Raw genomic sequence first — 22,934 nt, 5'->3', positions numbered from 1 at the left:
TAAATTAGTACATTTAAAAAAGAAATGGTGGGCGACACAGGGTTCGAACCTGTGACCTCTTCCGTGTGAAGGAAGCGCTCTTCCACTGAGCTAGTCACCCACGACAGAGCGTATTATAGCTGTCTTGCTTCATTATTTCAACCCACAGCGAAAAAAATTATTTGTATGTTGTATAATATTCGCACAGGGGTGATCGTAGATGGTTGACATGTCTTTTTTAGATAAAAGCATGGATTTATGGACCTATTGGGGATTCGAACCCTGGTCTTATAAGCAGATGAAGGGTGTATCTCGAAAGATAACCTTCGTAAAAGATTCCTTTTTAGGAGAAGTCGGCCGATACTACGCATACGACTATGTAGTCTGGGCCCATCAGGGAGTACGTGATGCAGCAGATATCTTTTCTACGTGGAAGCCCTTGCCTGATGTAATGACCCAAAGATTTCTTTTCATCGAACAGATCCCGACCTTTAAAAAGAAAGTCAAAACATTTTTTTGGGGTTTCAGAGGTTTTCTTGAAGTGTATTCTTATGTGCCCGGTGCAGTCTGGGATCCCAAAATTAAAGACCTTGCTCCTTTAGTCAATAAGGCGAAGGACATGGTTAATTCTCAAACTTGGGGGTGATGGCGCCCACAGAATCAGGGATTTGTGCGGATAGTTTTTTATTTCCAAATCTTTTGGGAGGTGAAGAAAAATGTTAGCGATGCTATTTATTTTTTCATTAGTGTTTTTTGCAGTCGTATATCGTATTCATGGACGGTATATGGCTCGAATTTATGACCTTAATGACGATAATCCTACCCCAGCTGAAACTATGTATGATGGCATCGACTACTGTCCTGCCCATCCGGCAGTATTGCTGGGACACCACTTTGCATCCATAGCGGGGGCGGGACCGATTGTTGGCCCCATAACTGCAGCCAGTATGTTTGGGTGGCTCCCGGCGTATTTGTGGTGCCTTCTTGGCTCTGCTTTTCTCGGTGGTCCACATGACATGGGGGCTCTTGTTTCTTCTATGCGCCATAACGGCAAGTCAGTAGGTGAGGTTGTTGACCATTGGGTGGGCAAGCGCGGAAAGTTCTTCTTCCTTGTTTTTACTATTTTAACTCTTATTCTCGTTGTCGCGGTCTTTTTGCAGCTCTCTGCCAATACCTTTGCCGCTGACACTGCTGTTGCCTTTTCGAGTGTTCTTTACATCTTTATGGCTGTTATCTTTGGTGTTCTTGTCTATAAATACAACACTCCCCTCTGGCTTATGACGCTGGTCATGGTACCTGTTGTCATTGGAGCCTGCTGGTACGGAAACTATGCCACCTGGGTTGCGGGGGTTTTCACATACTCTATGCCCACATGGCGATGGATATTGGCTGTTTATATTCTTCTCGCATCTGTATTGCCTGTATGGCTTCTGTTGCAGCCACGGGACTATCTTGCATCATTCTTCCTTTATTTCGCAGTTATTGTTGGGGCTATCGGAATGGTTTTCGGCGGAAAATTCGAAGTTCAGCTCCCCGCTTTCAAAGGATTTGTCGCGGGCGATCAATATATGTGGCCCATGCTTTTTGTCATAGTGGCCTGTGGTGCCATTTCCGGATTTCACTCTCTTGTAGGAAGCGGTACGACTTCAAAACAGCTTCGGCGTGAAACAGACAGCACCCTGGTCGGGTTCGGATCGATGCTTCTTGAGGGGGTTGTGGCTGTCATCGCTATCGGGACAATTATGATTAGCGGGAAAATATTAGAAGGAGGACCCGTTGTTACCTACGCTAACGGCTTTGGCCAATTTGCGGGGCTTCTTGGCATTGATCCAAAAATAGGAGCATCTCTTGGAGGATTGGCCATTAACTCTTTCTTGCTGACATCTCTTGACACGGCAACCCGTCTGACTCGGTATCAGATACAAGAGCTTACGAATATGAAAGTCGATAAATATACGTCAACCATTGTAGCCATAGCTGCCGCCATGGCTTTGCTGCTGGTGAAAACCGTTGGTCCGGATGGAAAAGCAATTCCGGCCTGGGCTGCTATTTGGCCTATGTTTGGAGCGGCGAACCAGCTAGTTGCTGCCCTGGCTCTTTTGGCAGTGGGGGTCTGGGTGGTTAAGGGATTGAAGAAGGATAACTCTTTCCTTATGATTCCCATGTGGTTTATGTTGGCGACTACAGTTGCCGCCTTGCTCTTCATGATCAAAGAAAAACTGACTGGAGTTCCGAACTATCTACTGGTATCCATTTCTATTATCCTTCTAGTCTTGGCTATCCTTATGGTTCGAGAATCCTTCCGCGCTTTAAAAGTAAAAGATGAATCAAAAGCGTAAATAGAAAGGGGTCGGAACTTTCTCTAAAGTTCCGACCCCTCTCATATGTCAATTGTTAGGGCCGCCAACGCTGAATGATTTACTGTTCCAGGATTTGCCTCGTTTTAAAGGCTCTCCTTCTAGTTTCGAAAGATAACGACTTCCGCAATAGACACATTTCATAACGACTTCTGTCGTTTCCAATTCGAATTCTTTTTTGCATTCAAGGCACTTAAACTTGGCCACACACAAACACCTCCGTTTAGATATTCTATGATGGCTTCTCTATTATAGTAGATTTTCTTTTTTCATAAAGTGCTTTAGCCTGAATAGTGTAAACTTGTACTATAACAATATGCCACAAAAGAGAGAGGAGGCGTCACATGAGCAGAATCCCTTTGCGCAAAGCTGCAAAAGATATTTCCATCGTACTGTGCGGAGCTGCTGGACAAGGTGTTCAGACAGTGGAGGAGTTGTTGATAGGAGCTTTTCGGCAAGCGGGGTATAGTGTCTTTGCCAGCAGGGAATATATGTCTCGAGTCAGGGGGGGAAACAATTCTACAGAAATCAGAATATCTTCGTGGCCAATACGGGCCTTTGTTGACCGTATCGACATTCTAATGCCCTTAAGCCCTGGTATTCGCGATAACATTCTGCGACGCATCTCAGAAGAGACGGTGATTATATGCGACAGTAAAGAAATGGGCGGGGAAGGAGAGAGCCTGGGAGGTTCTTTGGTCGATGTAGACATTGTCCAGATTGCCAAGGACATTGGAGGTAGGATTTTTGCAAACTTTGTTGCTGCCGGGGTGATTATAGGCCTTATAGAGGGAGGCCTGGAATGGGCAAAAGGTTTTTGCGACGAGAGATTTGCCGGAAAAAAAGAAGATATCGCGGAAAAGAACAAAATTGCTCTAGAGAGAGGATATGAAGTGGGGCGTGCCCTTGTAAAAGGAGATTCCATACTCCTTCCACCAGAAGCAGTTATGCGTTCAGCTCATAGAGTGGTGATGAATGGCACCGATGCCATTTCTCTGGGGGCTCTTGCCGGAGGATGTTCTTTTATAACAGCCTATCCCATGTCCCCAGCCACGGGAGTTTTAACCTACATGGCACAAAAGGCAGAGGAAATGGGGATTGTTGTAGAACAGGCTGAGGACGAATTAGCAGCGATCAACATGGCTTTAGGGGCTTCCTATGCAGGAGCGAGGGCAATGGTTTCCACTTCAGGAGGCGGTTTTGACCTCATGTGTGAAGGAATTAGCCTGGCGGGAGTGATGGAGTCACCTGTGGTTATACATCTTGCGCAACGTCCTGGCCCGGCTACTGGGATGGCTACTCGAACGGAACAGGGAGATCTGGATGTGGCATTATGCGGGGGCCATGGAGAGTTTCCAAGGGCTGTACTGGCACCAGCCACTCTGGAAGAAGCTTTCAGGTTGGGAGCAAAAGCTTTTTATCTGGCTGAAACATATCAAATTCCTGTGATACTTATGACAGATCAATATTTTCTCAATTCTTATTACGATATCCCCATTCCTGATGTGAAAGCTGCCGTAATCCCCTCTGCGATTATTGAAACGGAAGAAGATTATCGGCGTTATGAAATTACAAGTAACGGCATTTCTCCAAGAGGCATTCCTGGCTATGGCAAAGGCATTGTAGGTGCAGATAGTCACGAACATGATGAGGTCGGACATGTGTATGAAGACTTTGATCTTCGTGAACGTATGGTGCGAAAGCGTTTCAGAAAACTGGAAAAGATGAAGGTTGAAGCGGAAGAGCCATTATTTGTGGGCCCATCGGACTATAGAACTCTTATTATAGGGTGGGGTTCAACTTTTCATATTCTTGAAGAGGCTCTTGATTATATTGGGCGTTCGGATGTGGCTCTCATGCATTTTCAGCAACTTTACCCCCTTCCGGAAAATCTAGGAGAGAGACTTGAACAAGCTCAAAGGATCGTTGTTGTAGAGGGAAATAATAGAGGGCAATTTGCCCGCCTTTTAAAGAGTGAAATTGGCAGGGAGCCAGACTATGTGCTTGGATATTACTCTGGTTTGCAATTTTCAGTAGAACAGATAGCGAGAGATCTGGACTCATGTTTTATAGGGGAGGTGTTGTCGTGAACTCGACAATCTTTGATCTTCCGTCTGCTGATATGTCATGGTGTCCCGGATGTGGAGATTTCCTCATACTTGATGCCTTAAAGATAGCTTTTACAAGGTTGGGATGGAAACCTGCGGATGTGGTTATCGTTACTGGAATTGGACAAGCGGCAAAGACTCCTCATTTTATGAAATGTCATTTTTTCAATGGACTTCACGGCAGGGCACTCTCAAACGCTACAGGAATTAAAGCGGCAAACCCTTTATTGAATGTTGTCGCTATTGGCGGTGATGGCGATATGTATGGAGAAGGAGGAAATCACTTTATCCATACTATTCGAAGAAACCCTGACATTACAAACATTGTTTATGACAACATGGTTTATGGCTTGACAAAAGGTCAGGCGTCCCCAACAAGTTTTCTCGGTTTTAAAACGCCTGTTCAGGTACATGGTGTAATGTCTGTGCCCTTTAATCCCTTAGCTGTGGCCATTGTTCTTGGTGCCACCTTTGTGGCCCGGGCTTTTGCCGGTGATGTAGAAGAAACGGCGTTTCTTATAGAGCAGGCTGTTCAACATAAAGGATATGCTTTGCTTGATATTTTTCAACCATGCGTATCCTTTAACAAGGTGAATACGTATAAGTGGTTTAAAGAGAATACCTATTATATTGGCGACAGCCATAATTCTGCCGATCAGAAAGCAGCCCTGGCTCTGGCCCTTAAAAGTGATAGCTTTCCCCTTGGGGTTCTATATCGCCAGGAAGGCAGAGCTGCCTTTGAAGAGAATATGGACGCTTATAAAGGGGATAAAGCTCCTTTGTTTAAGAGAATGGCAAAAATTAAGACTATTGAAGGTTGTATTACATCTATGGCATAATAGGTGTACTTTTTAAAGGGGGGGAAGTCCATATGCTAGATCTGATCCAGATGGGGTATGAAGGTCCCGATTTTTGTCTGAAAGATCAATTTGGAACATATGTAACCCTTTCTTCGCTAAAAGGAAGAAATATACTGCTTTCATTTCATCCTTTAGCCTGGACAGAGGTCTGTCAAGCCCAGGTTAACTCTATAGATGCTCATATAAAGCTCTTTGAAAGGCTTAACACCCTGCCCTTTGCCCTGAGTGTAGATTCCTTTGCGGCGAAAAAAGCCTGGAGTGATGCCCTTGGCATAAAAAAACTTCAATTTCTTTCTGATTTCTGGCCCCATGGAGATGTTGCCAGGCAATATGGGGTGTTTGTAGAGAAAGAGGGGTTTTCAGCGAGGGTAAATATCATTCTTAATGAGAAGCACGAAGTGATCTTTGCCAAGGGCTACGAATTAGGGGAAGTTCCTAATCTCCGGGAAATAATTTTTCTGCTTAAAGACTACACCCAGACTGAGATCCCTAACCTTGATATGGAGATACAGAGATGTCTGAAAGACGCTGTGGGGAGAACAGTCTGTATGAAGGACAGCCGGTCAAAGGGAATTGACGCCACAAATTAGCGTTACTTAAATACGTATAAGCACAGTGAATCCCCCGGCGCAGCCGGGGGTTAGTTTTGCCAGTTTATGCTGAGAATCTTTTTCCAATTAAAATTAATGATCGCTTCTCTTGAAGGTGATTGCCCCTTCCCCATTTTCTCAAAATCATCATAAAGCCTGCCATAGCACGATCGTATGGTGCTGTTTATTTCAGCTTTGCGAACGAGATCAGCAATGGGCAGAAGCTGGCGATAAACTTCTGGGACGAGGACAAAATTAGGCCCGTCTAGTGTGAGTCCAACAGTGTATACAAAAGTCAGAAGGGGTAATTTGTTTTGTTCCAGGTCTCCCAGTTCAGCATAGGCAGGAAGAGTAGGAGACATGTAAAGAAAGACATCGTCTGGTATGGTTAAATGAAGAGGCAATGAGTCCCAGCGAGACCGTCCTGCCGGCGTGACGGCAAGCCATGCCCTTGGAGTTTCCGTAAGGGCAGTGATCCAGAGGAAATAACTTTTTGTCGTATCAGGATCTGTAAAAGAAAGTTTCCAGATGAGATCTGCGCATAAGTCATTGTCCGCTATAGGTAAACACCAGGTGCTGTCTGTGATTCGCTTGCCCTGAAGGATCTTGAGGGGATGGAGGCCCGCAGGAGATCTAAGCCAGGCCTCTTCTATGATCCCTTTTCTATTCTGAACTGTCAGCGCAAGGGGATGTCCTGGCACTGAGTATACCTGGAGCGGATTTGCCGCTGCCAGGGCAGAGAGAGAAAGAAGAAGGCTAGCTGCCGCTACTATGATGGCAATTCTACAAATCTTCTTACATTGCATAAACGCCAAACACCTCCTGCTACAGACTGGATATTTTTAGCAATGTTTCATCTTGCGAGTGAATATCTTCTGCCAGTTTTTTTACAGAAACCTTCAACAGGGGATGTATCCAATCCGGAGCTATTTGCGCAAGGGGCATAAGAACAAAAGCTCTTTTATGCATTTCCGGGTGGGGAACCTTGAGCGTTGAGCTATCCAGCACTTCACCGTTTTCCAGAAGTAAAAGATCGATATCTATTTCCCGGGGTCCCCATCGCAATCTGTGGACACGTCCCATTTCCTGTTCTATAGACTTTACAACGGAGAGTAACTCTTCAAGATCAAATTTTGTATCAACAACGATACAGGCGTTTAAAAAACGGGGTTGATCTGTCACTCCCATAGGCGCCGTTTCAAAAATGTCACTTTTAGCAATGATGACAACGCCCTTTTCCTTGAGAAGCTGTACTGCTTTCCTCAAGTTATTCATTCGGTCGCCGACGTTGCTTCCAATACCTAGCGCTAGGCGCATCACAATTCTGCCTCCCTTATGGCATCGATCACTTCTAAAACGTCATGGCTTGCCTCTACGTCATGAACCCGCACAAGTTCAACCTTTTCTCCAGCACAATAGGCAGAAACGGCCATGGTCCCATAAAGGCGTGACTCAGGGTTTTCTTTATTAAGGATGTTCTTGATAAATCCTTTCCTTGAATGACCTATAAGAAGTGGGCGCCCAAGACTTCGAAAGGATTGGATAGACTTAAGGATACGGAGATTGTCCTGTAAACGTTTCCCAAATCCGATCCCAGGGTCAATTATAACGCGATCTGCCGAAACCCCCACATTTTCCAGTTCTTGGAGTTTCTTTTCAAAATAATCAATGGATTCTTCAACGACATTGTTGTAAAAAGGATTTGACTGCATGGTTTGGGGTGTGCCTTGGATATGGGACAACACATAGGGAAGCCCTGTTTCGGCAACTGCCTGAAGCATGTCGCTGTCGAGGGTAAACCCTGATATATCATTAATGATATCTGCTCCATTCTCTGCTGCGACCCTTGCGATATTCCCTTTATACGTGTCTACAGAGATAACCTGTTCAGGAAATTTTTTTCTAAGAGCTCGAAGTACTGGGAGCAGACGGCCTTTTTCTTCTGTTTCTGAAATTGGTTCGGATCCGGGTCGGGTAGACTCTGCCCCTATGTCGAGGATATGGGCGCCCGCGTCGATCATTTTTTGAGCCCTTATAAGAATCTCTTCTATGTCGGCAGTGAAAAGCCGGCTGTCTGAGTAAAAGGAATCCGGAGTTATGTTAAGGATGCCCATGATCTTCGTTTTCCCTTTGCCGAGACCAAGGGTGCGGCCGCCTGGCAGGGTAATGTCCCACGCGGCAATATGGCTTTTCCGAAAGGCGGCATAAAGGGCTTTGCGCAGTGTATCGAGTCCCCAGCATGACATGGCTTCCAGCTTGGGGAAGATAGCCTTGTACTGGCCTTCTGTTCCAATTAACAGAACGTCGCTTCTCTTCGTTCTTCCATCAATAACGTTGCGGTGCACTATAGCATCGCCCCCTCGGGCGAGCATTTCCTGCTTTAAATAGGCGGCTGCGCGAAAATCGACCTGGGGGATCCAAAAGGAAAGAACTTCCCTTTTGGGCAAAAAGTACGCCGCGGATCGGGGGTCAGCCCCGATCTTTGCTATTAATGATAAAAGATCGTCGCTATTAAGTATCTTTAATTCGTATGTAGCCAATGCACAGATCCCTTTCTCAGAATATTTTTAAAGAAGGTGAAGCACAAAGATAATAAGTCCTCTTGATGAGGAGGTCAAGAAAAAGGTTAAATCCACTCGGTGACAACCTTCTTTAAATGGGATGTCTGATTTAAACAGAAAAGGCCGTATCCTCGTTTAGGGTCATAGATAAGGACGCTGTATGAAGCGGTGTCCATATGTATTTTCCAGAAATAGGGTACAGGTATTCCCAGACAAGCGGCGATAAGGGGTTTAAGAACAGTGCGGTGGGAAACGAGGACAAAGGTTGTTCCTTCATGTTTTACCACAAGTTCCTTTAGAGCAGCAAAAGATCGCTGCTGTATCTCAATGAGTGTTTCGGCCCCAGGCAGGGCAAGCCTTTCAGGGCTGGTCAACCATATATTCCATTCATGGGAGTATTCAAAAGCAATCTCTGATTTGAGACGTCCTTCCCAGCTGCTAAAATATATATTGTTGAGCCCTTCATGAATCATAACTTCATTCTTGCTGCAGGCGTCAGCTATTTCAGAGGCTGTCTGCCGTGCCCTCAATAGCGGACTCGAATATATAGCCGAAGGGGAGAAGGGGATGATGGCTTTCCCAAGATCTCTTGCCTGTTCCAGCCCCCGTTCATTCAGTGGGTAGTCGATCCGACCCCTGAATCGTTCCTCTCTGTTCCCTTGGCATTCTCCGTGCCGGGCTAAAAGAATTGTCGTATGTTTATATTGGGTAGCCATCATAAAGCCTCCTTATTGTTATCTATGTCAACCTTTATAACAGAAAATTGAAGGAAGAACAAAAAGGTTGACCAGTCTTGACAATACTTCTAAGGGTTGATAATCTACCTTTTGTAAATAGTGAGGCTAGCACTCATTGACACAGAGTGCTAATACACCCTCAAAAGGAGGGGAGATTCATGCTTACCGAGCGGCAACTCGAGATTGTTCTAGCCGTTGTATATGAGTATATCCAGACTGGAGAGCCTGCTGGTTCCAGAACTATTGCCCGTAAATATCTGAGAGGGTGCAGTGCCGCTACTGTTCGTAATGAAATGTACGATCTTGAGCAGATGGGGTACTTCTATCAGCCTCATACTTCTGCAGGGCGTCTTCCTACATCCAGGGCCTATCGCCTTTACGTTGATTCCATATTACATAGAAGAAGGGTTCCCCCAATAGGATTTGAACACTGGCGGAATGGCATAAGCGATCAGAAGCAGGGGATAGAATCCCTTCTTTCATATGCCTCTCAACTTCTCGGTCGTGTTACAAATTATGTGGGAGTGGCTGCTATTTCTTCCCTTCACGAAGTGGAGATACAGAGGGTTGATTTTTTGTGTCTTGGTGGCAATGCCGTTTTGGTCATACTTATTCTCGAAGGCGGGCTTGTCCACCATAATATGGTAACGTTACCTTGCGAACTCTCACAGGATTCTCTGGATGAGCTGGCTAGGCGGATTAACATGGTAGCTGTGGGGCATCCGTGGTCAGAAGTCCGCGAAGTGTTGTACTCTTACGTACTCGAGGGGCTTGAAAAGCTTTCCAGTGCATGCCGTGCCGCAATCCTTCAGATGGACGCCTTATTACAAAAATATAATTACAAGCTCTTTACTGGCGGCGCTCAGCATATTTTAAGCTTGCCGGATTTTCAGGATGTCAGCAAACTTCAGGCCGTGATATCCCTTCTCGAGGAAGAGTCGTCCCTCGTTGAAATGGTGGGGCGATGCTCAGTTGGCGGAGAAGTCTGCGTGACTATCGGGGACGAAAACCCGGAAGTCGGCATGCAAAATTGTTCTGTTCTTATGGTTCCGTCCCGCAAGAGAGGGCGCAAAACTGTTTTGGGCATTATTGGCCCCATGAGAATGGATTATGAAAAAACCATTGCTGTTCTTGAAGCGATGATGGCAGATATTGAAGAAGACGATACGAATTCATAAAATAAGGAGGTTTGTGTTCTATGACCCCTGGAGATAAGGATTTTCAGGCTCAGGATTCTCCTATGGAAGAGGCAGTAGAAAAGGTAGAGACTGCAGAGCTTCCTCAAGAAAAGATCCTTGAAATTGTAACAAGGGAAAAAGAAGAAATGGAAAAAGTTATAGAAGAGCTTAAAAGTGAGAATGAAGCATTGAGAACTGCTGCCGCCTCAGCCAGAGCCGATTTCCATAACTTCAAAAATAGAGTGGATAGAGAAAAGGAACGGTACATTCGTTTGGCTGGAGAGCGGATTGTTTTGCTGCTTTTGCCAGTTCTCGATAACCTCGACAGGGCTTTGAGCCAGTCAGAGAAAACTGAGGAACAGGATATTCGAACGGGAGTTGCTATGGTTCGCCGCCAATTCCTATCGGTGCTTGAGAGTGTTGGGGTTTCTGAGATCCCTACAGAGGGAGAAGTTTTTTCTCCGGCTTGCCACGAGGCCGTAGGAATAGAGGATGTGGAAGATCCTGAAAAAGATGGGATTGTTATATTGGAACTTCAGAAAGGCTACAGAATGGCCGACAAGGTGATTCGAGCCTCCAGAGTTAAGGTTGGCAAATATAGAGGAAACAAAGAAGCGAATCAAGATGCTTAGTATAGAGCTCAATTAAGAATTTCGCAGAAAATTATACTCTTTTCTAGAGGTGATATGTATGTCAAAGGTAGTGGGAATAGACCTAGGAACGACCAACAGCTGTATAGCTGTTAAAGAAGGAGATAACATAACTATTATATCGAATGCGGAGGGGGCGCGAACAACGCCCTCAGTGGTAGCTTTCACTAAGGATGGGGAACGGCTCGTTGGTCAGCTGGCCAAACGGCAGACCATCGTTAATGCGGATCGCACCATCCTTTCTATTAAAAGGGACATGGGAAGTGAAAAAACAGTTCAGATTGACGGCAAAGCCTACACTCCACAGGAGATTTCTGCCATGATACTGCAGAAATTGAAACGGGATGCTGAGGATTATATTGGCGAACCTGTGACAAAGGCAGTTATAACGGTTCCGGCTTATTTTACCGATGCTCAGCGCCAGGCGACGAAGGATGCCGGTACCATTGCCGGACTTGAAGTGCTTCGGATTATCAATGAACCCACCGCGGCAAGCCTTGCCTATGGAGATTCAAAGCAGGGAGAAAGCAAGCTGCTTGTTTTTGACCTGGGCGGCGGAACCTTTGATGTATCCATTCTTGACGTAGGTGAGGGCGTGTGCGAAGTGCTTGCCACCTCCGGCGACAATATGTTGGGCGGCGACGATTGGGATAGTCGTATCGTAGGGTGGATGGTCGCTGAATTCAAGAAGCTGGAAGGCATCGACCTGAAGAATGACCGCATGGCGCTGCAGCGCTTGCGAGAAGCGGCGGAGAAGGCCAAGGTGGAACTTTCCTCCATGCCGGAAACTACCATATCCCTGCCCTTTATTACGGCAAATGAAACTGGGCCTAAACATCTCGAAATGTCCCTTTCCCGGGCCAAGTTCGAAGAGCTGACCCAAGACCTTATGGCCAGGGTGGAAGGCCCTGTAAATCGGGTATTGAGCGATTCTGGCCTTTCCGCAAAGGATTTGGATAAAATATTGCTCGTTGGCGGTTCCACCCGAATGCCCATGGTGCAGAAGAAAATTAAGGATCTTCTTGGCAAAGAACCCACGAAAGGCATCAATCCAGACGAATGTGTTGCGGCTGGCGCCGCTCTTCAGGGTGCTATTATGACGGGAGACCATCATGATATAGTTCTCGTGGACGTAACCCCTCTCTCTTTAGGTCTCGAGACCCTTGGCGGTGTATTTACCAAGATCATCGAACGAAATACAGCCATCCCTACATCACGGAGCCAGGTCTTTACCACTGCGGCTGATAATCAGAACCAGGTAGAGATCTTGGTATTGCAGGGAGAGCGCCCTATGGCGGCAGATAATGTAAAACTTGGAAGCTTTGTGCTCGACGGGATTCCGGCAGCCCCTCGCGGCGTTCCCCAGATAGAAGTGACTTTCAATATCGACACAAACGGAATCCTTAACGTTTCAGCAAAAGATAAAGGCACGGGCAAGGAGCAGCGGATCACCATTCAGTCCTCACGGCTTTCTGATGAAGAAATAGAGAAGATGAAAAGCCAGGCAGCAGAGCACGAAAGTGAAGATAGGGAGAGAATAGAAGCAGCTGAACTCAAAAATGAGGCAGACGGCATAATATATCAGGCAGAAAAACTTATCCGGGATCATGGCGACAAAATCTCAGCTGAAGAGAAGGGCAAGATCAATACCGCTGTTGAAGAGATAAAGAAAGCTCTTGAAAGCGGCGATCTGGAGAAGATGAAAGCTGCCAAGGAAACCTTGATAAAAGAAATTCAGGAGTTTTCTGAGCGGTTGTATAGCCAGGCAAATGCCTCCTCCAGTGCCGAAGGAGAAGGAACTCAGGAAGCTTCAGGCGCCGGAGAGACCGTAGACGCAGAGTTCAGCGATCAGGGTCAGGCGTAAGGGGTGATTTGAAGTGCCATCTCCCGGTACGCAGGAAGATCTATACGAAATACTTGGCGTTCCCCGGGATGCCTCGTCAGCTGATATTAAAAAGGCCTATCGTCAGCTTGTTCGGAAATATCACCCTGATGCAAATCCAGGTAATGCCGATGCTGAGGAGAAATTCAAGAAGATCAATATGGCCTATGAGGTCTTAAGCGACTCTCAGAAGCGTGCCCAGTACGATCAGTTTGGTACTGTGGGCGATATGCCTCCAGGCGGCAGTCCCTTCGATGGTTTTGGCGGTATGGGGGATGTTTTCGGAGATCTCTTTGAAAATATATTCGGTGGGGGAATGGGGCGGCGCCGAGCCGACCCCCGAGCACCCCGCCAAGGCGCGGATCTTGAAATGAGAGTTACAATCAGCCTCAAAGACGCTGCTCTTGGGCTAGATCATGAAGTGGAGATCCCCCGATGGGATAATTGCGCTCGGTGTAACGGAAGCGGCGCAGAACCAGGGACGTCGCCAGAGAGATGTTCACGCTGTGGAGGTACGGGCCAGGTGGAAATTCGCCAGCAAACTCCTTTTGGGCAGTTCGTTTCTGTTTCTCCCTGTCCTGAATGTGGCGGGTCTGGCCAATTTATCAGGAATAAGTGTTCTTCTTGTAACGGCCAGGGACGGACGCGGAACCTCCATCGTGTTAAAGTGAAAATTCCAGCCGGTGTGGACGTTGGCACAAGGTTGCGCATCCATGGTGAAGGCGAGGCTGGCATTAACGGCGGTCCGCCAGGGGATCTTTATCTTGTCGTTAACATAGAAGACCATCCCGTCTTTAAGAGAGACGGGTCAGATCTTCATAAGAAAGAGGCCATTGCTTTTCCAACGGCAGCCCTGGGAGGGATGATTCGCCTGGAAACGTTGATAGATGGGGTAGAGGAATTGGAGGTTCCTTCGGGAACCCAGCCAGGAAAAGTCTTCCGTATTCGCGGCAAAGGAATGCCCAGACTTAGAGGAGGCCGAGGCCGGGGAGACCTGTTCATCCATGTAACGGTAGAAGTTCCCACCCGTCTTACAGAAAAACAAAAAGCGTTGATTGAAGGTTTGGCCAAGGAGATGGAGCTTGAAGTAAAGGACGAAGGTCTGTTTTCTAAGTTTAGAAACCTTTTCGGTTCTTGAGAAAGGGCTGCATTTTTGAATTCTTCGTGGTAGACTCAAAACTTGCCGGGGGGGCCTACGCCTCCCCGTTTTTTACCAAAGTTTTTATAGAGGAGGACGAATTATGGCCGGAGCAGAAAGTTTCTGGTGGTATATAACCCTGGAAGGAGAAACAGGACTTGAAGAGGAAATGGTTTCTCTCGCCGATCTTTCTGGCGGAATAGGCTCTGAAGAGCATGAAAGCCCCGAAAAGATTCTTCTCCGCATCTATTATCGAACCTCCCATGACCTAGGCTACTGGCTTGATGAGCTCAATCGTATTATTGAGCCTCTATCAGGCATAACTGCCGTCGATATGGGGAAAATAGAAAATCGGCAATGGCATACTGAATGGAAAGAGGCTTTTCCTCCTTTGCCGGTAGGGGAGGAGTTTGTTGTCCTCGCACCCTGGCATCGGGGTTCGGAACCCAGGGACCGCATACCGCTTTACATCTATCCTGGCTCCGCATTTGGCACAGGGTATCATGAGAGTACTCAAATAGCTTTGACCCTTTTGGAACGCCATATGAAACCACACTGGGATGTGGCTGATATCGGAACAGGGTCAGGCATTCTCTTTATTGGGGCGATCCGCCTTGGTGCCGGCAAGGTCTATGCGAGGGACCTGGATCCCGCTGTTTTGGACGAAGTGCTGAATAATATGGAGCTGAACGGCATATTCAGAGAAGAAGTAGATTTGAAAGAAGGAGACTTGCTTAAAGATTTTAACCACCAGGTCAACCTGTTAATGGCGAACATTATCATTGAGCCCCTTATTTCGATGGTGCCTCATGTCCCCGCAGTGTTAAAAGATGACGGGATTGCTATTTTTTCAGGACTTCTAGTTAAAGAAAAGATAATGTTTACGGAGGCCATTGGCAAAGCGGGTTTGAAGATCATAGATGAACTTGAACAAAATGAGTGGTGGGGAGTGGCAGTAACCAGAAAATGAAGGGCGCCTTGCAAGGAAAAAAGATCAATATTATGGCCATGGGGTGCCGCTCCAATCAGTCTGAAGCGGATTCCCTGGCCTCCATGTTAAAGAGGACAGGTGCCGAAATAGTGAAGGCGCCGCCCTATGATGCCGCAGTCCTGATCACATGTACTGTGACGGCAATTGCGGATAAAAAAAGTCGCCAGCTTCTCAGGCGGCTGCGAAGGCAATCTCCTGAAGCTCTTCTTGTGGCTACGGGCTGCTGGGCTCAAAAGGCAGACCCTAATCTTGCCCAGCGCCTTGGGGTTGACCTTCTTGTGGGCAACAGGCAGAAATGGCAGATTCCCTCACTGTTGAACCACGCTCTCGGGGAAAAAAGACCATTACCCTTAACTATTGTGAGAAATGATATTCTTCATAGCGAAGAATGGGATCATCTTTTCCAATTCCAGCCCCTTCTTCACAGCAGGGCCTTTGTCAAGATTCAGGACGGATGTAATCATTTTTGTTCCTATTGTGTCATTCCCTTTGTTAGGGGGGAACCTGTAAGCAGGCCATTGAACAGCGTGCTTGAAGAGGTTCGCTCCATAGCGGATTCAGGATGCACTGAAGTTGTACTTACAGGCGTCCATCTCGGTCTCTACGGCCAGTTCGGGGAAGTTTCCCTAGGGGAATTGGTACGACAGGCAGGAGCAATTCCGGGGGTCGAACGTATTCGTTTCGGATCCCTGGAACCCTTTGGGATAAATGACGAATTGCTTTCAGCGCTGGCTGAGACGCCTCAGTTTTGCCCCCATCTCCATCTCCCCCTCCAAAGTGGCGATGACACTGTATTGCAGAGAATGAGACGGGGATACTCTCCATTGGAATATATGGCTTCTGTGGAGAGGGCGCGGCATTATCTCGGCTCTCGAATACATATCAGTACAGATGTTCTTGTGGGTTTTCCAGGAGAGGATGAAAGGGCCTTCGCTAACACCCTGTCTTTTATGAAAGAAGTCGCTTTTGGAAAGGTTCATGTTTTCCCTTACTCCTCTAGAGAGGGGACCAGGGCGGCATCTTTTGATGATCACCTTCCCAGACATGTTGTGCAGGAACGGGTCCATAAGGTCATGGAAATGGGAGAACAGCTTTTTAGAGAATATTGTTCTCAGTGGGTTGGAGAAGAAATTTCTGTGTTCATAGAAGATGCTGCGGAAACTGGATCCACAGGCCTGACCCCCTTTTTTGTGAAAGCGGTTGTTCCCCAAATGGTCTCGCCGGGGCGCATTATAAAAACTTTGACCAGGTCATATGATTCAGAACAACTTTATGGATAGTACTTATTTATAGTTTATGATTAATTTTTGACTGGTATAATAAAGAGTGTAAACGAACTGATTTGTTGAAGTCTTGAAAATTATTTCTTAGTTTGCCTGTTTTAAAGGGAACAGTTTGGGTTAAGTCTATTGTCCAGAAGAAAAATCTAGTATAGAATAACCTGAAGTTGAGAGGTGGGTTTTAGTGAGCAGGAATTGTCTCTTCTGTAAAATAGCCGAAAAAGCTTTGGACGCCCGAATAGTTTATGAAAATTCTAAGGTTATAGCTTTTGAAGATGTTAATCCTCAGGCTCCTGTTCACGTGCTTGTTATTCCCAAAAAGCACGTAGGGTCTGCTGCCGAAGTTCTCGAAGGTGAGGTTTGGGCAGATCTTATGGGAGCAGCAACAGAAGTTGCCCGGGAACTTGATCTGGGTGATGGCGGTTATAGGCTGGTTATTAACTGTGGTGCACAAGCCGGACAAACAATCCCCCACCTTCATGTTCACCTGTTGGCGGGACGATCGTTCCGCTGGCCACCAGGTTAGTCAATGTGGGTGGCATAGAAAGGGGGGATCCTGTATGACAACGATCATTCGGAAAGATAACGAGTCCCTTGAAGATGCGCTCAGGCGCTTCAAGCGTGAGGTTTCGAAAGTTGGAACCCTTCGAGAGGCACGGAAACGTGAGCATTATGAGAAACCGAGCGAAGTGAAAAAAGCAAAGAGGGCCGAAGCGGCCAGAAAACGACGGAGCAGATCCAGGGGGTAAGTTAAGGTGAGCAATCTGTCGGAACGTATTCAGAAAGATCTCGTTGCAGCTATGAAAACAAGACATGAGCTTGAGCTTTCTGTGTTACGAATGTTGAAATCAGAAATACAAAAGGCTCAGACGGAAAAGGGCCGTACGACGGAACTTGCTGACGATGATATTGTTGCCCTTATCCAGCGTCTCATTAAACAGAGACAAGAAGCCGCGGAGCAATATACCGCAGGGGGAGCTGCCGAGCGAGCCGCAGAAGAGTTGCGTGAAGCTGTGTTTCTTGAAACATATCTTCCAGAGCAGCTTTCTGACAAAGAGCTTGATGAAATGATTGAAAGGGCTGCAGCTGCTGTCAAAGCTACGGGTCCCAAGGATATGGGCCGTGTAATGGGCCGTTTAATGGGGGAAATCCGTGGTAGGGCAGAGGGGAAAAGGGTCAAATCCAGGGTCCAATCCTATCTGCAGTCTCTTGTAGATTAGTTCTTCATGTAAAATAAAAGCCGGGTTTGTGCCCGGCTTTTATTTTTACAGATATTGGAGGAGAGTTATCTATGAGATGTCCCAAGTGTGGAGCTATGGAAACTCGGGTAATTGAGACTCGTACCGCGGACGAGGGACGGGTGGTGCGCCGTAGGCGAGAATGCCCTGAATGCCTGGCCCGATTTACAACCTATGAAAAGGTAGAGGAAAAGAGAACGTTGCGGGTCATTAAAAAAAATGGCAGCAGGGAAATTTTCGACCGTGAAAAAATCACTAGAGGAATCAGCAAGGCCTGTGAGAAGCTTCCCGTATCTTTAGAACAGATTGAAGAAGTAGCTTCCAGAATAGAAGAAAGTTTTCGGTCTGGCGGATATGGTGAAATTCCGGTTTCTCTCATAGGGGAGCGAGTAATGGAGGAACTGAAGCAGTTAAATAAGGTTGCCTACGTTCGTTTTGCTTCTGTTTACCGTGAGTTTACAGATCTGTCAAGCTTTCAGCGAGAGATATCCCGGCTTTCCGGGGAAAAAGATTAGCTGCTTTATCATAAGTTACTTCCCAGTGGGAATTTAATCCATTGCCAGACTCAATATTCGTGTATAATTATATAGGCTTTATGTGTCATAGATTCTTTCTCTTTTAATAATATTAAAAGGAGGGGTTTGATTTATGAAGCTGCGAAGGATTGGGTTAGCGTTAGCAATGGTTCTGCTGTTGGGAGGAATGGCCTTTGCTCAAGACACGATTCGCATAGGAGTTTTTCTTCCTCTGACAGGGCAAAATGCTTTTGGCGGCCAGCTTGAGCTGGATGGCGTGAGAATGGCTCACGAAGAAGTCGCGGAAGTGTTAGGCAAGAAAGTAGAACTCATAGTAGTGGATAACAAGTCAGACAAAGTCGAGTCCGCAAATGCGGTAAAAAGACTGATCGAGAAAGAAAAAGTTGTTGCCATTATCGGAACCTATGGATCCTCTCTTGCTATGGCTGGCGGAGAAGTGGCAGAAAAAGCAGGGATCCCCGTTATGGGGACATCTTGTACAAACCCGCTCGTAACCCAGGGTAAAAAATATTATTTCCGCGCATGCTTTATAGATCCCTACCAGGGCGCCGCCGCCGCAACTTATGCTATCAGGGAACTCGGGGCGAAAAAAGCCGCAACTCTCGTTGATGTTTCTAATGACTATAGTGTAGGTTTGGCTGGATTTTTTAAACAGTCCTTTTTGAAATTGGGGGCAGAGATTGTTGCAGAGCTTAAGTACAACACAGGCGACCAGGATTTCACGGCGCAGCTTACAGAAATAATCAGCAAAAAACCTGACATTATGTTTATTCCTTCTTACTTCGCCGAAGGCGCTATCATTATGAAACAGGCTGCCGAACTTGGTGCAGAATTCAAGATCATGGGCGGCGATGCCATGGATAACCCCGAAATAGTCGCTATTGGTGGAGAGGCCGTTGAAGGTTTCATGCACACCACTTTCCCCTATGACCCTTCAATGACTGACATGAACCCCCTCGCGAAACAATTTACCGAAAACTGGAAGAAAGGTCACCCAGACAAAGATCCCAACGTCAATGCCGCTCTTGGATACGATTCCTACCTTTTGGTTATCGACGCTATCAAGCGAGCCGGCGCTGCGGAGCCCGAAGCCATCACCAAGGCTATGGCTGAAACCAAGGATTTCCCGGGTGTAACTGGAAACACTACCATCAACGAAACTCATGATGCTGAAAAAGAAGTGGGTATCGTTATGATCAAGGATGGTAAAAAGACCTTTATCGGAACAGTAAAACCTGAAATGTAATAGTTCCTTTCGTGTTGCTTTTCAGATTATTTTAATTTCTATGAAGGCAGGAAGGAAACCTTTCCTTCCTGCCTTTTCTCAAGGGGGATGTTGCTGTGAGCCTGAATATGTTTATTCAGCATCTATTTAATGCCATTACCCTCGGCTCTCTTTATGGCCTTATAGCAATAGGTTACACCATGGTTTATGGCATCTTGCGACTTATTAACTTCGCCCATGGTGATATTTTTATGCTTGGTGCCTATTTTGTGTTTTTCTCTGTCTCCCTAGCCAAGTTGCCATGGGGTATTGCGGTTGCTCTCGCAGTTATCCTTTCTACGTTCTGCGGGATTCTGGTAGATAGAATTGCCTATCGCCCTCTTCGAAACGCGCCCCGAATATCCGCCCTTATCAGCGCGATTGGCGTTTCCTTCTTTATAGAGAATTTGGGCCTTGTGGTCTTCACAGGTCTGCCGCGACCTGTTGTGCAGCCTGCTTGGCTGGTGAAGATCATTAAGGTGAGTGGAGTTCGTATACTGCCTTTGGCTATAGTTGTTCCGGTCGTTACCTTCTCGCTTGTTTTGGGGTTGCTCTGGATTGTCTATAAAACCAAGCCAGGACTGGCTATGCGGGCCATCTCTAAAGATATTGAAACAACGCGGCTCATGGGGGTTTCGGTGGATAAAGTCATAGCTCTTACCTTTGCCCTAGGTTCAGCTTTGGCAGCGGCTTCAGGGATTATGTGGGCCTTGAGATATCCCCAAATCCACCCATTTATGGGAGTAATTCCAGGATTTAAGGCATTTATAGCTGCTGTTTTTGGTGGCATAGGTTCCATTCAGGGAGCAGTCCTTGGGGGTATGATCCTCGGCATCATTGAGATTATGGTGGTCGCATTCTTCCCCGCTCTTTCTGGATATCGGGATGCTTTTGCCTTTATTCTTCTGATCGTTATCCTCCTCATAAGGCCGACTGGTCTTATGGGGGAGAAGTTGGAGGACAAGATCTGATGGATAAAAAGACGAGAAACTTCATATTGAATTTATGCGGCATTGGTGTGCTGGGTCTTTTCCTTTACTGGGCACAGGGAAATCTGGATGGCTACAAGATACAGGTTCTTAATCTAGTTGCTGTCAATGCTATTCTGGCTCTCAGTCTTAATTTGATTTATGGGTTTACGGGGATGTTTTCCCTTGGCCATGCTGGTTTTATGGCTATTGGCGCCTATGTGTGCGCCATATTGATCTTAAGCCCGGCTCAGAAACAGGCCTTGTGGATTCTGGAACCGATCATATGGCCATTTTCAGTCATAGGCGCGCCTTTTGTTGTTGCAGTCTTTATTGGGGGGCTTATTGCCAGTTTCTTCGGTCTCCTTATCGCTATTCCGGTTTTGCGTCTTGGTGGCGACTATCTTGGTATTGCAACCCTCGGCTTTGCAGAAATTATCCGTGTTGTCTTGACGAACCTGACCCCTATTACAAACGGGGCTCTTGGAATTAAAGGCATTCCGTCCTACGCGAACATTTGGTGGAACTACGGATGGTTGCTCTTTACCCTCTATTTCATGGTTAAGTTTCTCAACAGCAATTTCGGTAATGTTTTGAAGGCCATTCGTGACGATGAGATTGCCGCAAAGAACATGGGTATAGATACTTTTAGGTATAGAGTCATCTCCTTTACCATCGGGGCCTTTTTTGCTGGCATTGGAGGCGCTCTTATGGGAAGCCTCATCACCACCATTGATCCCAAAATGTTTATTTTCTTGCTGACTTTCAACGTGCTCATGATTACTGTCGCTGGGGGGTTGGGGTCTCTTTCCGGGAGTATTCTGGGCAGTTTTATCATTACTATCTTGCTTGAATGGCTCCGTTTTGTCGAAAATCCCCTCACCATAGGATCCTTTGAAATTCCTGGCATTCCGGGGATGCGTATGGTTATTTTCTCCCTCGCTCTGATCTTCATAATCCTCTTCAGGCGGGAAGGCATAATGGGGATGAGAGAGATTACATGGGATGGCATCTTTGCCCGCTTCAACAAAGGGGGGAAGACGGAATGAACCAGCCTAAAGCTGTGCTTGAAACAAAGGGGCTCACCATGTGTTTCGGCGGGTTAACGGCAGTAAACTCTTTTAATATGGCAGTTCCGAAGGGAAGCATTGTTGGGCTGATAGGTCCTAATGGCGCAGGGAAGACTACTGTTTTTAATATGATTACAGGTTTTTATAAGCCCACAGAGGGCAATATCTTCTTCAATGAAGATAATATTACAGGTTTTCCTCCGAACAAGGTATGTGAGTCGGGCATTGCCCGAACATTTCAGAATATACGTCTTTTTTCCAATGAGACGGTTTTGCAGAATGTTATGATAGGCTGCCATGTACGGCAGAAAAGCAAGTGGTGGATGGCTCCTTTCCCAGTGCCATCCATGATTCAGGAAGAGAAGGAAATTCGTGAAAAGTCTATGAAGTTGCTGCAATCTGTGTCTTTGGCTCAAGATGCCAACGTACTTTCGAGCTCTCTGCCTTATGGAGCGCAACGTCGTCTTGAAATAGCCAGGGCTCTCGCCACAGATCCGAGCTTCTTGCTTCTAGATGAACCCGCAGCCGGCATGAACCCACTGGAAACTGTTGACCTCATGTCCTTTATACGCAGAATTCGCGACGAGTTTAATTTAACTATCCTTCTTATCGAACATGATATGAAGGTTGTTATGGGAATTTGTGAATATATCTGGGTTCTTGATTACGGCAAACTCATAGCGGAAGGAAATCCAGACGAGATACAGTCTAACCCTAGGGTTATAGAAGCCTACCTTGGAGAGGAGTACGTGAAAAATGCTTAAAATAGAGGAACTTCACGTTTACTATGGAGGAATTCATGCCGTAAAAGGCATAAGTCTTCATATTCCCAAGGGGAAGATAGTTACGTTGATTGGCGCAAATGGAGCCGGTAAGAGCAGTACTATTCGGAGCATAGCCGGCCTTGTCCGGTCTGCGAAGGGAAAGATTCTCTACACCAGTAATGAAGGGGTTGAGGAGAATATATTAGGGAAGACTCCTGAATTCATAGTAAAAAAAGGCATTGCCATGAGTCCTGAGGGGCGGCGTATCCTTCCCCATCTCACAGTGGAGGAAAACCTTCTTTTAGGTGCTTACATCAGAGATGATAAGGAGGGAATTGAAAAGGATATGGACCACGTGTATTCTCTTTTCCCCCGCCTTAGAGAGAGGGCATGGCAGAAGGGGGGAACCCTATCGGGAGGGGAACAGCAAATGCTTGCCGTGGGCAGAGCTCTTATGAGCCGCCCAGACCTTGTGATGATGGACGAGCCCTCCCTTGGCCTTGCCCCCATGCTTGTTAAGGAAGTTTTTGATATAATTCGGGAAATAAACGCTCAGGGGAAAACAGTTCTTCTTGTTGAGCAAAATGCTTTTGCCGCGTTGAAAGTTGCCCATCATGCTTATATTCTTGAGGTAGGAAGCATTGTTCTCTCTGGCCCGGGCGAGGATTTGCTGAAAAACCCAAGAGTTAAAGAGGCATATCTAGGCGGCTAAGAATAGGTAATATAATATTTACAGCTACAAAGCAGGGGCCGAGTCTTGCCGGCCCCTGCTTTGTGTCATAA

The 22,934-nt window shown here is 46.6% G+C and carries 25 protein-coding genes and 1 tRNA gene; 20 read left to right on the top strand and 6 right to left on the bottom strand.

Annotated elements, in window-relative coordinates:
* Positions 1 to 25: 25 nt before the first annotated feature.
* Positions 26 to 100, bottom strand: a tRNA-Val gene (locus AMICO_RS07410).
* Positions 101 to 199: 99 nt separating this feature from the next.
* Between AMICO_RS07410 and AMICO_RS07405 the strand changes: the two genes are divergently transcribed.
* Both AMICO_RS07405 and AMICO_RS07400 read left to right on the top strand, forming a co-directional pair.
* On the top strand, positions 200 to 625 hold the full coding sequence (locus tag AMICO_RS07405) for a hypothetical protein (RefSeq protein ID WP_013048833.1): 426 nt from the start codon (positions 200 to 202) through the stop codon (positions 623 to 625).
* A 70-nt stretch (positions 626 to 695) separates the two neighbouring features.
* Positions 696 to 2,318 carry a carbon starvation CstA family protein gene (locus AMICO_RS07400; protein ID WP_013048832.1) on the top strand — a complete coding sequence of 541 codons (1,623 nt, stop codon included), beginning with the start codon at positions 696 to 698 and terminating at the stop codon, positions 2,316 to 2,318.
* Positions 2,319 to 2,366: 48 nt separating this feature from the next.
* Here the strand turns inward: AMICO_RS07400 and AMICO_RS07395 are convergent, their stop codons facing one another.
* Positions 2,367 to 2,543, bottom strand: a complete 177-nt coding sequence (locus tag AMICO_RS07395; protein WP_013048831.1) for a TFIIB-type zinc ribbon-containing protein — start codon at positions 2,541 to 2,543, stop codon at positions 2,367 to 2,369.
* A 137-nt stretch (positions 2,544 to 2,680) separates the two neighbouring features.
* Between AMICO_RS07395 and AMICO_RS07390 the strand changes: the two genes are divergently transcribed.
* Genes AMICO_RS07390 through AMICO_RS07380 form a run of 3 tightly spaced genes read left to right on the top strand, consistent with a single transcriptional unit; the run spans position 2,681 to position 5,894 of the window.
* A complete protein-coding gene (locus AMICO_RS07390; protein ID WP_013048830.1) occupies positions 2,681 to 4,426 on the top strand; it encodes a 2-oxoacid:acceptor oxidoreductase subunit alpha in 1,746 nt (581 codons plus the stop codon).
* Positions 4,423 to 5,283 (top strand): thiamine pyrophosphate-dependent enzyme, encoded by an 861-nt coding sequence (locus AMICO_RS07385; protein ID WP_013048829.1) that lies wholly within the window; start codon positions 4,423 to 4,425, stop codon positions 5,281 to 5,283. Before AMICO_RS07390 ends, AMICO_RS07385 begins: the two co-directional genes overlap by 4 nt.
* A 32-nt stretch (positions 5,284 to 5,315) precedes the next feature.
* Entirely contained in the window at positions 5,316 to 5,894 is a 579-nt protein-coding gene (locus AMICO_RS07380; RefSeq protein ID WP_013048828.1) for a redoxin domain-containing protein, read from the top strand.
* Positions 5,895 to 5,944: 50 nt separating this feature from the next.
* Here the strand turns inward: AMICO_RS07380 and AMICO_RS07375 are convergent, their stop codons facing one another.
* From AMICO_RS07375 to AMICO_RS07360, 4 genes are all read right to left on the bottom strand, one after another.
* On the bottom strand, positions 5,945 to 6,700 hold the full coding sequence (locus tag AMICO_RS07375) for a hypothetical protein (protein WP_013048827.1): 756 nt from the start codon (positions 6,698 to 6,700) through the stop codon (positions 5,945 to 5,947).
* A 19-nt stretch (positions 6,701 to 6,719) separates the two neighbouring features.
* A complete protein-coding gene (gene folK, locus AMICO_RS07370; RefSeq protein WP_013048826.1) occupies positions 6,720 to 7,211 on the bottom strand; it encodes a 2-amino-4-hydroxy-6-hydroxymethyldihydropteridine diphosphokinase in 492 nt (163 codons plus the stop codon).
* Positions 7,211 to 8,434: a dihydropteroate synthase gene (folP, locus tag AMICO_RS07365; RefSeq protein ID WP_013048825.1), complete on the bottom strand. Its 1,224-nt coding sequence runs from the start codon at positions 8,432 to 8,434 to the stop codon at positions 7,211 to 7,213. Before folP ends, folK begins: the two co-directional genes overlap by 1 nt.
* An 86-nt stretch (positions 8,435 to 8,520) precedes the next feature.
* Entirely contained in the window at positions 8,521 to 9,171 is a 651-nt protein-coding gene (locus AMICO_RS07360; protein WP_013048824.1) for a histidine phosphatase family protein, read from the bottom strand.
* Between the two features lie 179 nt (positions 9,172 to 9,350).
* Between AMICO_RS07360 and hrcA the strand changes: the two genes are divergently transcribed.
* The 15 genes from hrcA to AMICO_RS07285 all read left to right on the top strand — a co-directional run bounded on the left by hrcA (position 9,351) and on the right by AMICO_RS07285 (position 22,863).
* Positions 9,351 to 10,370, top strand: a complete 1,020-nt coding sequence (gene hrcA, locus AMICO_RS07355; RefSeq protein ID WP_013048823.1) for a heat-inducible transcriptional repressor HrcA — start codon at positions 9,351 to 9,353, stop codon at positions 10,368 to 10,370.
* A 20-nt stretch (positions 10,371 to 10,390) separates the two neighbouring features.
* Positions 10,391 to 11,002 carry a nucleotide exchange factor GrpE gene (locus AMICO_RS07350; protein WP_013048822.1) on the top strand — a complete coding sequence of 204 codons (612 nt, stop codon included), beginning with the start codon at positions 10,391 to 10,393 and terminating at the stop codon, positions 11,000 to 11,002.
* Between the two features lie 58 nt (positions 11,003 to 11,060).
* Positions 11,061 to 12,884 carry a molecular chaperone DnaK gene (gene dnaK, locus AMICO_RS07345; protein ID WP_013048821.1) on the top strand — a complete coding sequence of 608 codons (1,824 nt, stop codon included), beginning with the start codon at positions 11,061 to 11,063 and terminating at the stop codon, positions 12,882 to 12,884.
* A 13-nt stretch (positions 12,885 to 12,897) separates the two neighbouring features.
* Positions 12,898 to 14,040, top strand: a complete 1,143-nt coding sequence (gene dnaJ / locus AMICO_RS07340; protein ID WP_013048820.1) for a molecular chaperone DnaJ — start codon at positions 12,898 to 12,900, stop codon at positions 14,038 to 14,040.
* A gap of 103 nt (positions 14,041 to 14,143) precedes the next feature.
* Entirely contained in the window at positions 14,144 to 15,010 is an 867-nt protein-coding gene (locus tag AMICO_RS07335) for a 50S ribosomal protein L11 methyltransferase (protein ID WP_013048819.1), read from the top strand.
* Positions 15,007 to 16,311 carry a tRNA (N(6)-L-threonylcarbamoyladenosine(37)-C(2))-methylthiotransferase MtaB gene (gene mtaB, locus AMICO_RS07330; RefSeq protein WP_013048818.1) on the top strand — a complete coding sequence of 435 codons (1,305 nt, stop codon included), beginning with the start codon at positions 15,007 to 15,009 and terminating at the stop codon, positions 16,309 to 16,311. Before AMICO_RS07335 ends, mtaB begins: the two co-directional genes overlap by 4 nt.
* Before the next feature lie 184 nt (positions 16,312 to 16,495).
* Positions 16,496 to 16,837 carry a histidine triad nucleotide-binding protein gene (locus AMICO_RS07325; RefSeq protein ID WP_013048817.1) on the top strand — a complete coding sequence of 114 codons (342 nt, stop codon included), beginning with the start codon at positions 16,496 to 16,498 and terminating at the stop codon, positions 16,835 to 16,837.
* A gap of 34 nt (positions 16,838 to 16,871) precedes the next feature.
* A complete protein-coding gene (gene rpsU, locus AMICO_RS07320) occupies positions 16,872 to 17,060 on the top strand; it encodes a 30S ribosomal protein S21 (RefSeq protein ID WP_013048816.1) in 189 nt (62 codons plus the stop codon).
* A gap of 6 nt (positions 17,061 to 17,066) precedes the next feature.
* Positions 17,067 to 17,531, top strand: coding sequence for a GatB/YqeY domain-containing protein (locus AMICO_RS07315; RefSeq protein WP_013048815.1), 465 nt, complete (start codon positions 17,067 to 17,069; stop codon positions 17,529 to 17,531).
* Positions 17,532 to 17,602: 71 nt separating this feature from the next.
* The gene (gene nrdR, locus AMICO_RS07310; protein WP_013048814.1) at positions 17,603 to 18,064 is read left to right on the top strand and encodes a transcriptional regulator NrdR; all 462 of its coding nucleotides are present in this window, start codon (positions 17,603 to 17,605) and stop codon (positions 18,062 to 18,064) included.
* 133 nt (positions 18,065 to 18,197) lie between these two features.
* On the top strand, positions 18,198 to 19,331 hold the full coding sequence (locus tag AMICO_RS07305; protein ID WP_013048813.1) for an ABC transporter substrate-binding protein: 1,134 nt from the start codon (positions 18,198 to 18,200) through the stop codon (positions 19,329 to 19,331).
* Between the two features lie 95 nt (positions 19,332 to 19,426).
* Entirely contained in the window at positions 19,427 to 20,320 is an 894-nt protein-coding gene (locus AMICO_RS07300) for a branched-chain amino acid ABC transporter permease (RefSeq protein ID WP_013048812.1), read from the top strand.
* Positions 20,320 to 21,366: a branched-chain amino acid ABC transporter permease gene (locus AMICO_RS07295; RefSeq protein ID WP_013048811.1), complete on the top strand. Its 1,047-nt coding sequence runs from the start codon at positions 20,320 to 20,322 to the stop codon at positions 21,364 to 21,366. Before AMICO_RS07300 ends, AMICO_RS07295 begins: the two co-directional genes overlap by 1 nt.
* Positions 21,363 to 22,151, top strand: coding sequence for an ABC transporter ATP-binding protein (locus AMICO_RS07290; RefSeq protein WP_013048810.1), 789 nt, complete (start codon positions 21,363 to 21,365; stop codon positions 22,149 to 22,151). The genes AMICO_RS07295 and AMICO_RS07290 overlap by 4 nt, the downstream gene beginning before the upstream one ends.
* Positions 22,144 to 22,863, top strand: a complete 720-nt coding sequence (locus AMICO_RS07285; RefSeq protein WP_013048809.1) for an ABC transporter ATP-binding protein — start codon at positions 22,144 to 22,146, stop codon at positions 22,861 to 22,863. Before AMICO_RS07290 ends, AMICO_RS07285 begins: the two co-directional genes overlap by 8 nt.
* Positions 22,864 to 22,934: the final 71 nt, after the last annotated feature.

The sequence above is a fragment of the Aminobacterium colombiense DSM 12261 genome (genome assembly GCF_000025885.1).
GTDB lineage: Bacteria > Synergistota > Synergistia > Synergistales > Aminobacteriaceae > Aminobacterium > Aminobacterium colombiense.
The sequence above is the reverse complement of the archived record's forward strand: the minus strand, read 5'-3'. Positions and strand labels throughout refer to the sequence as shown.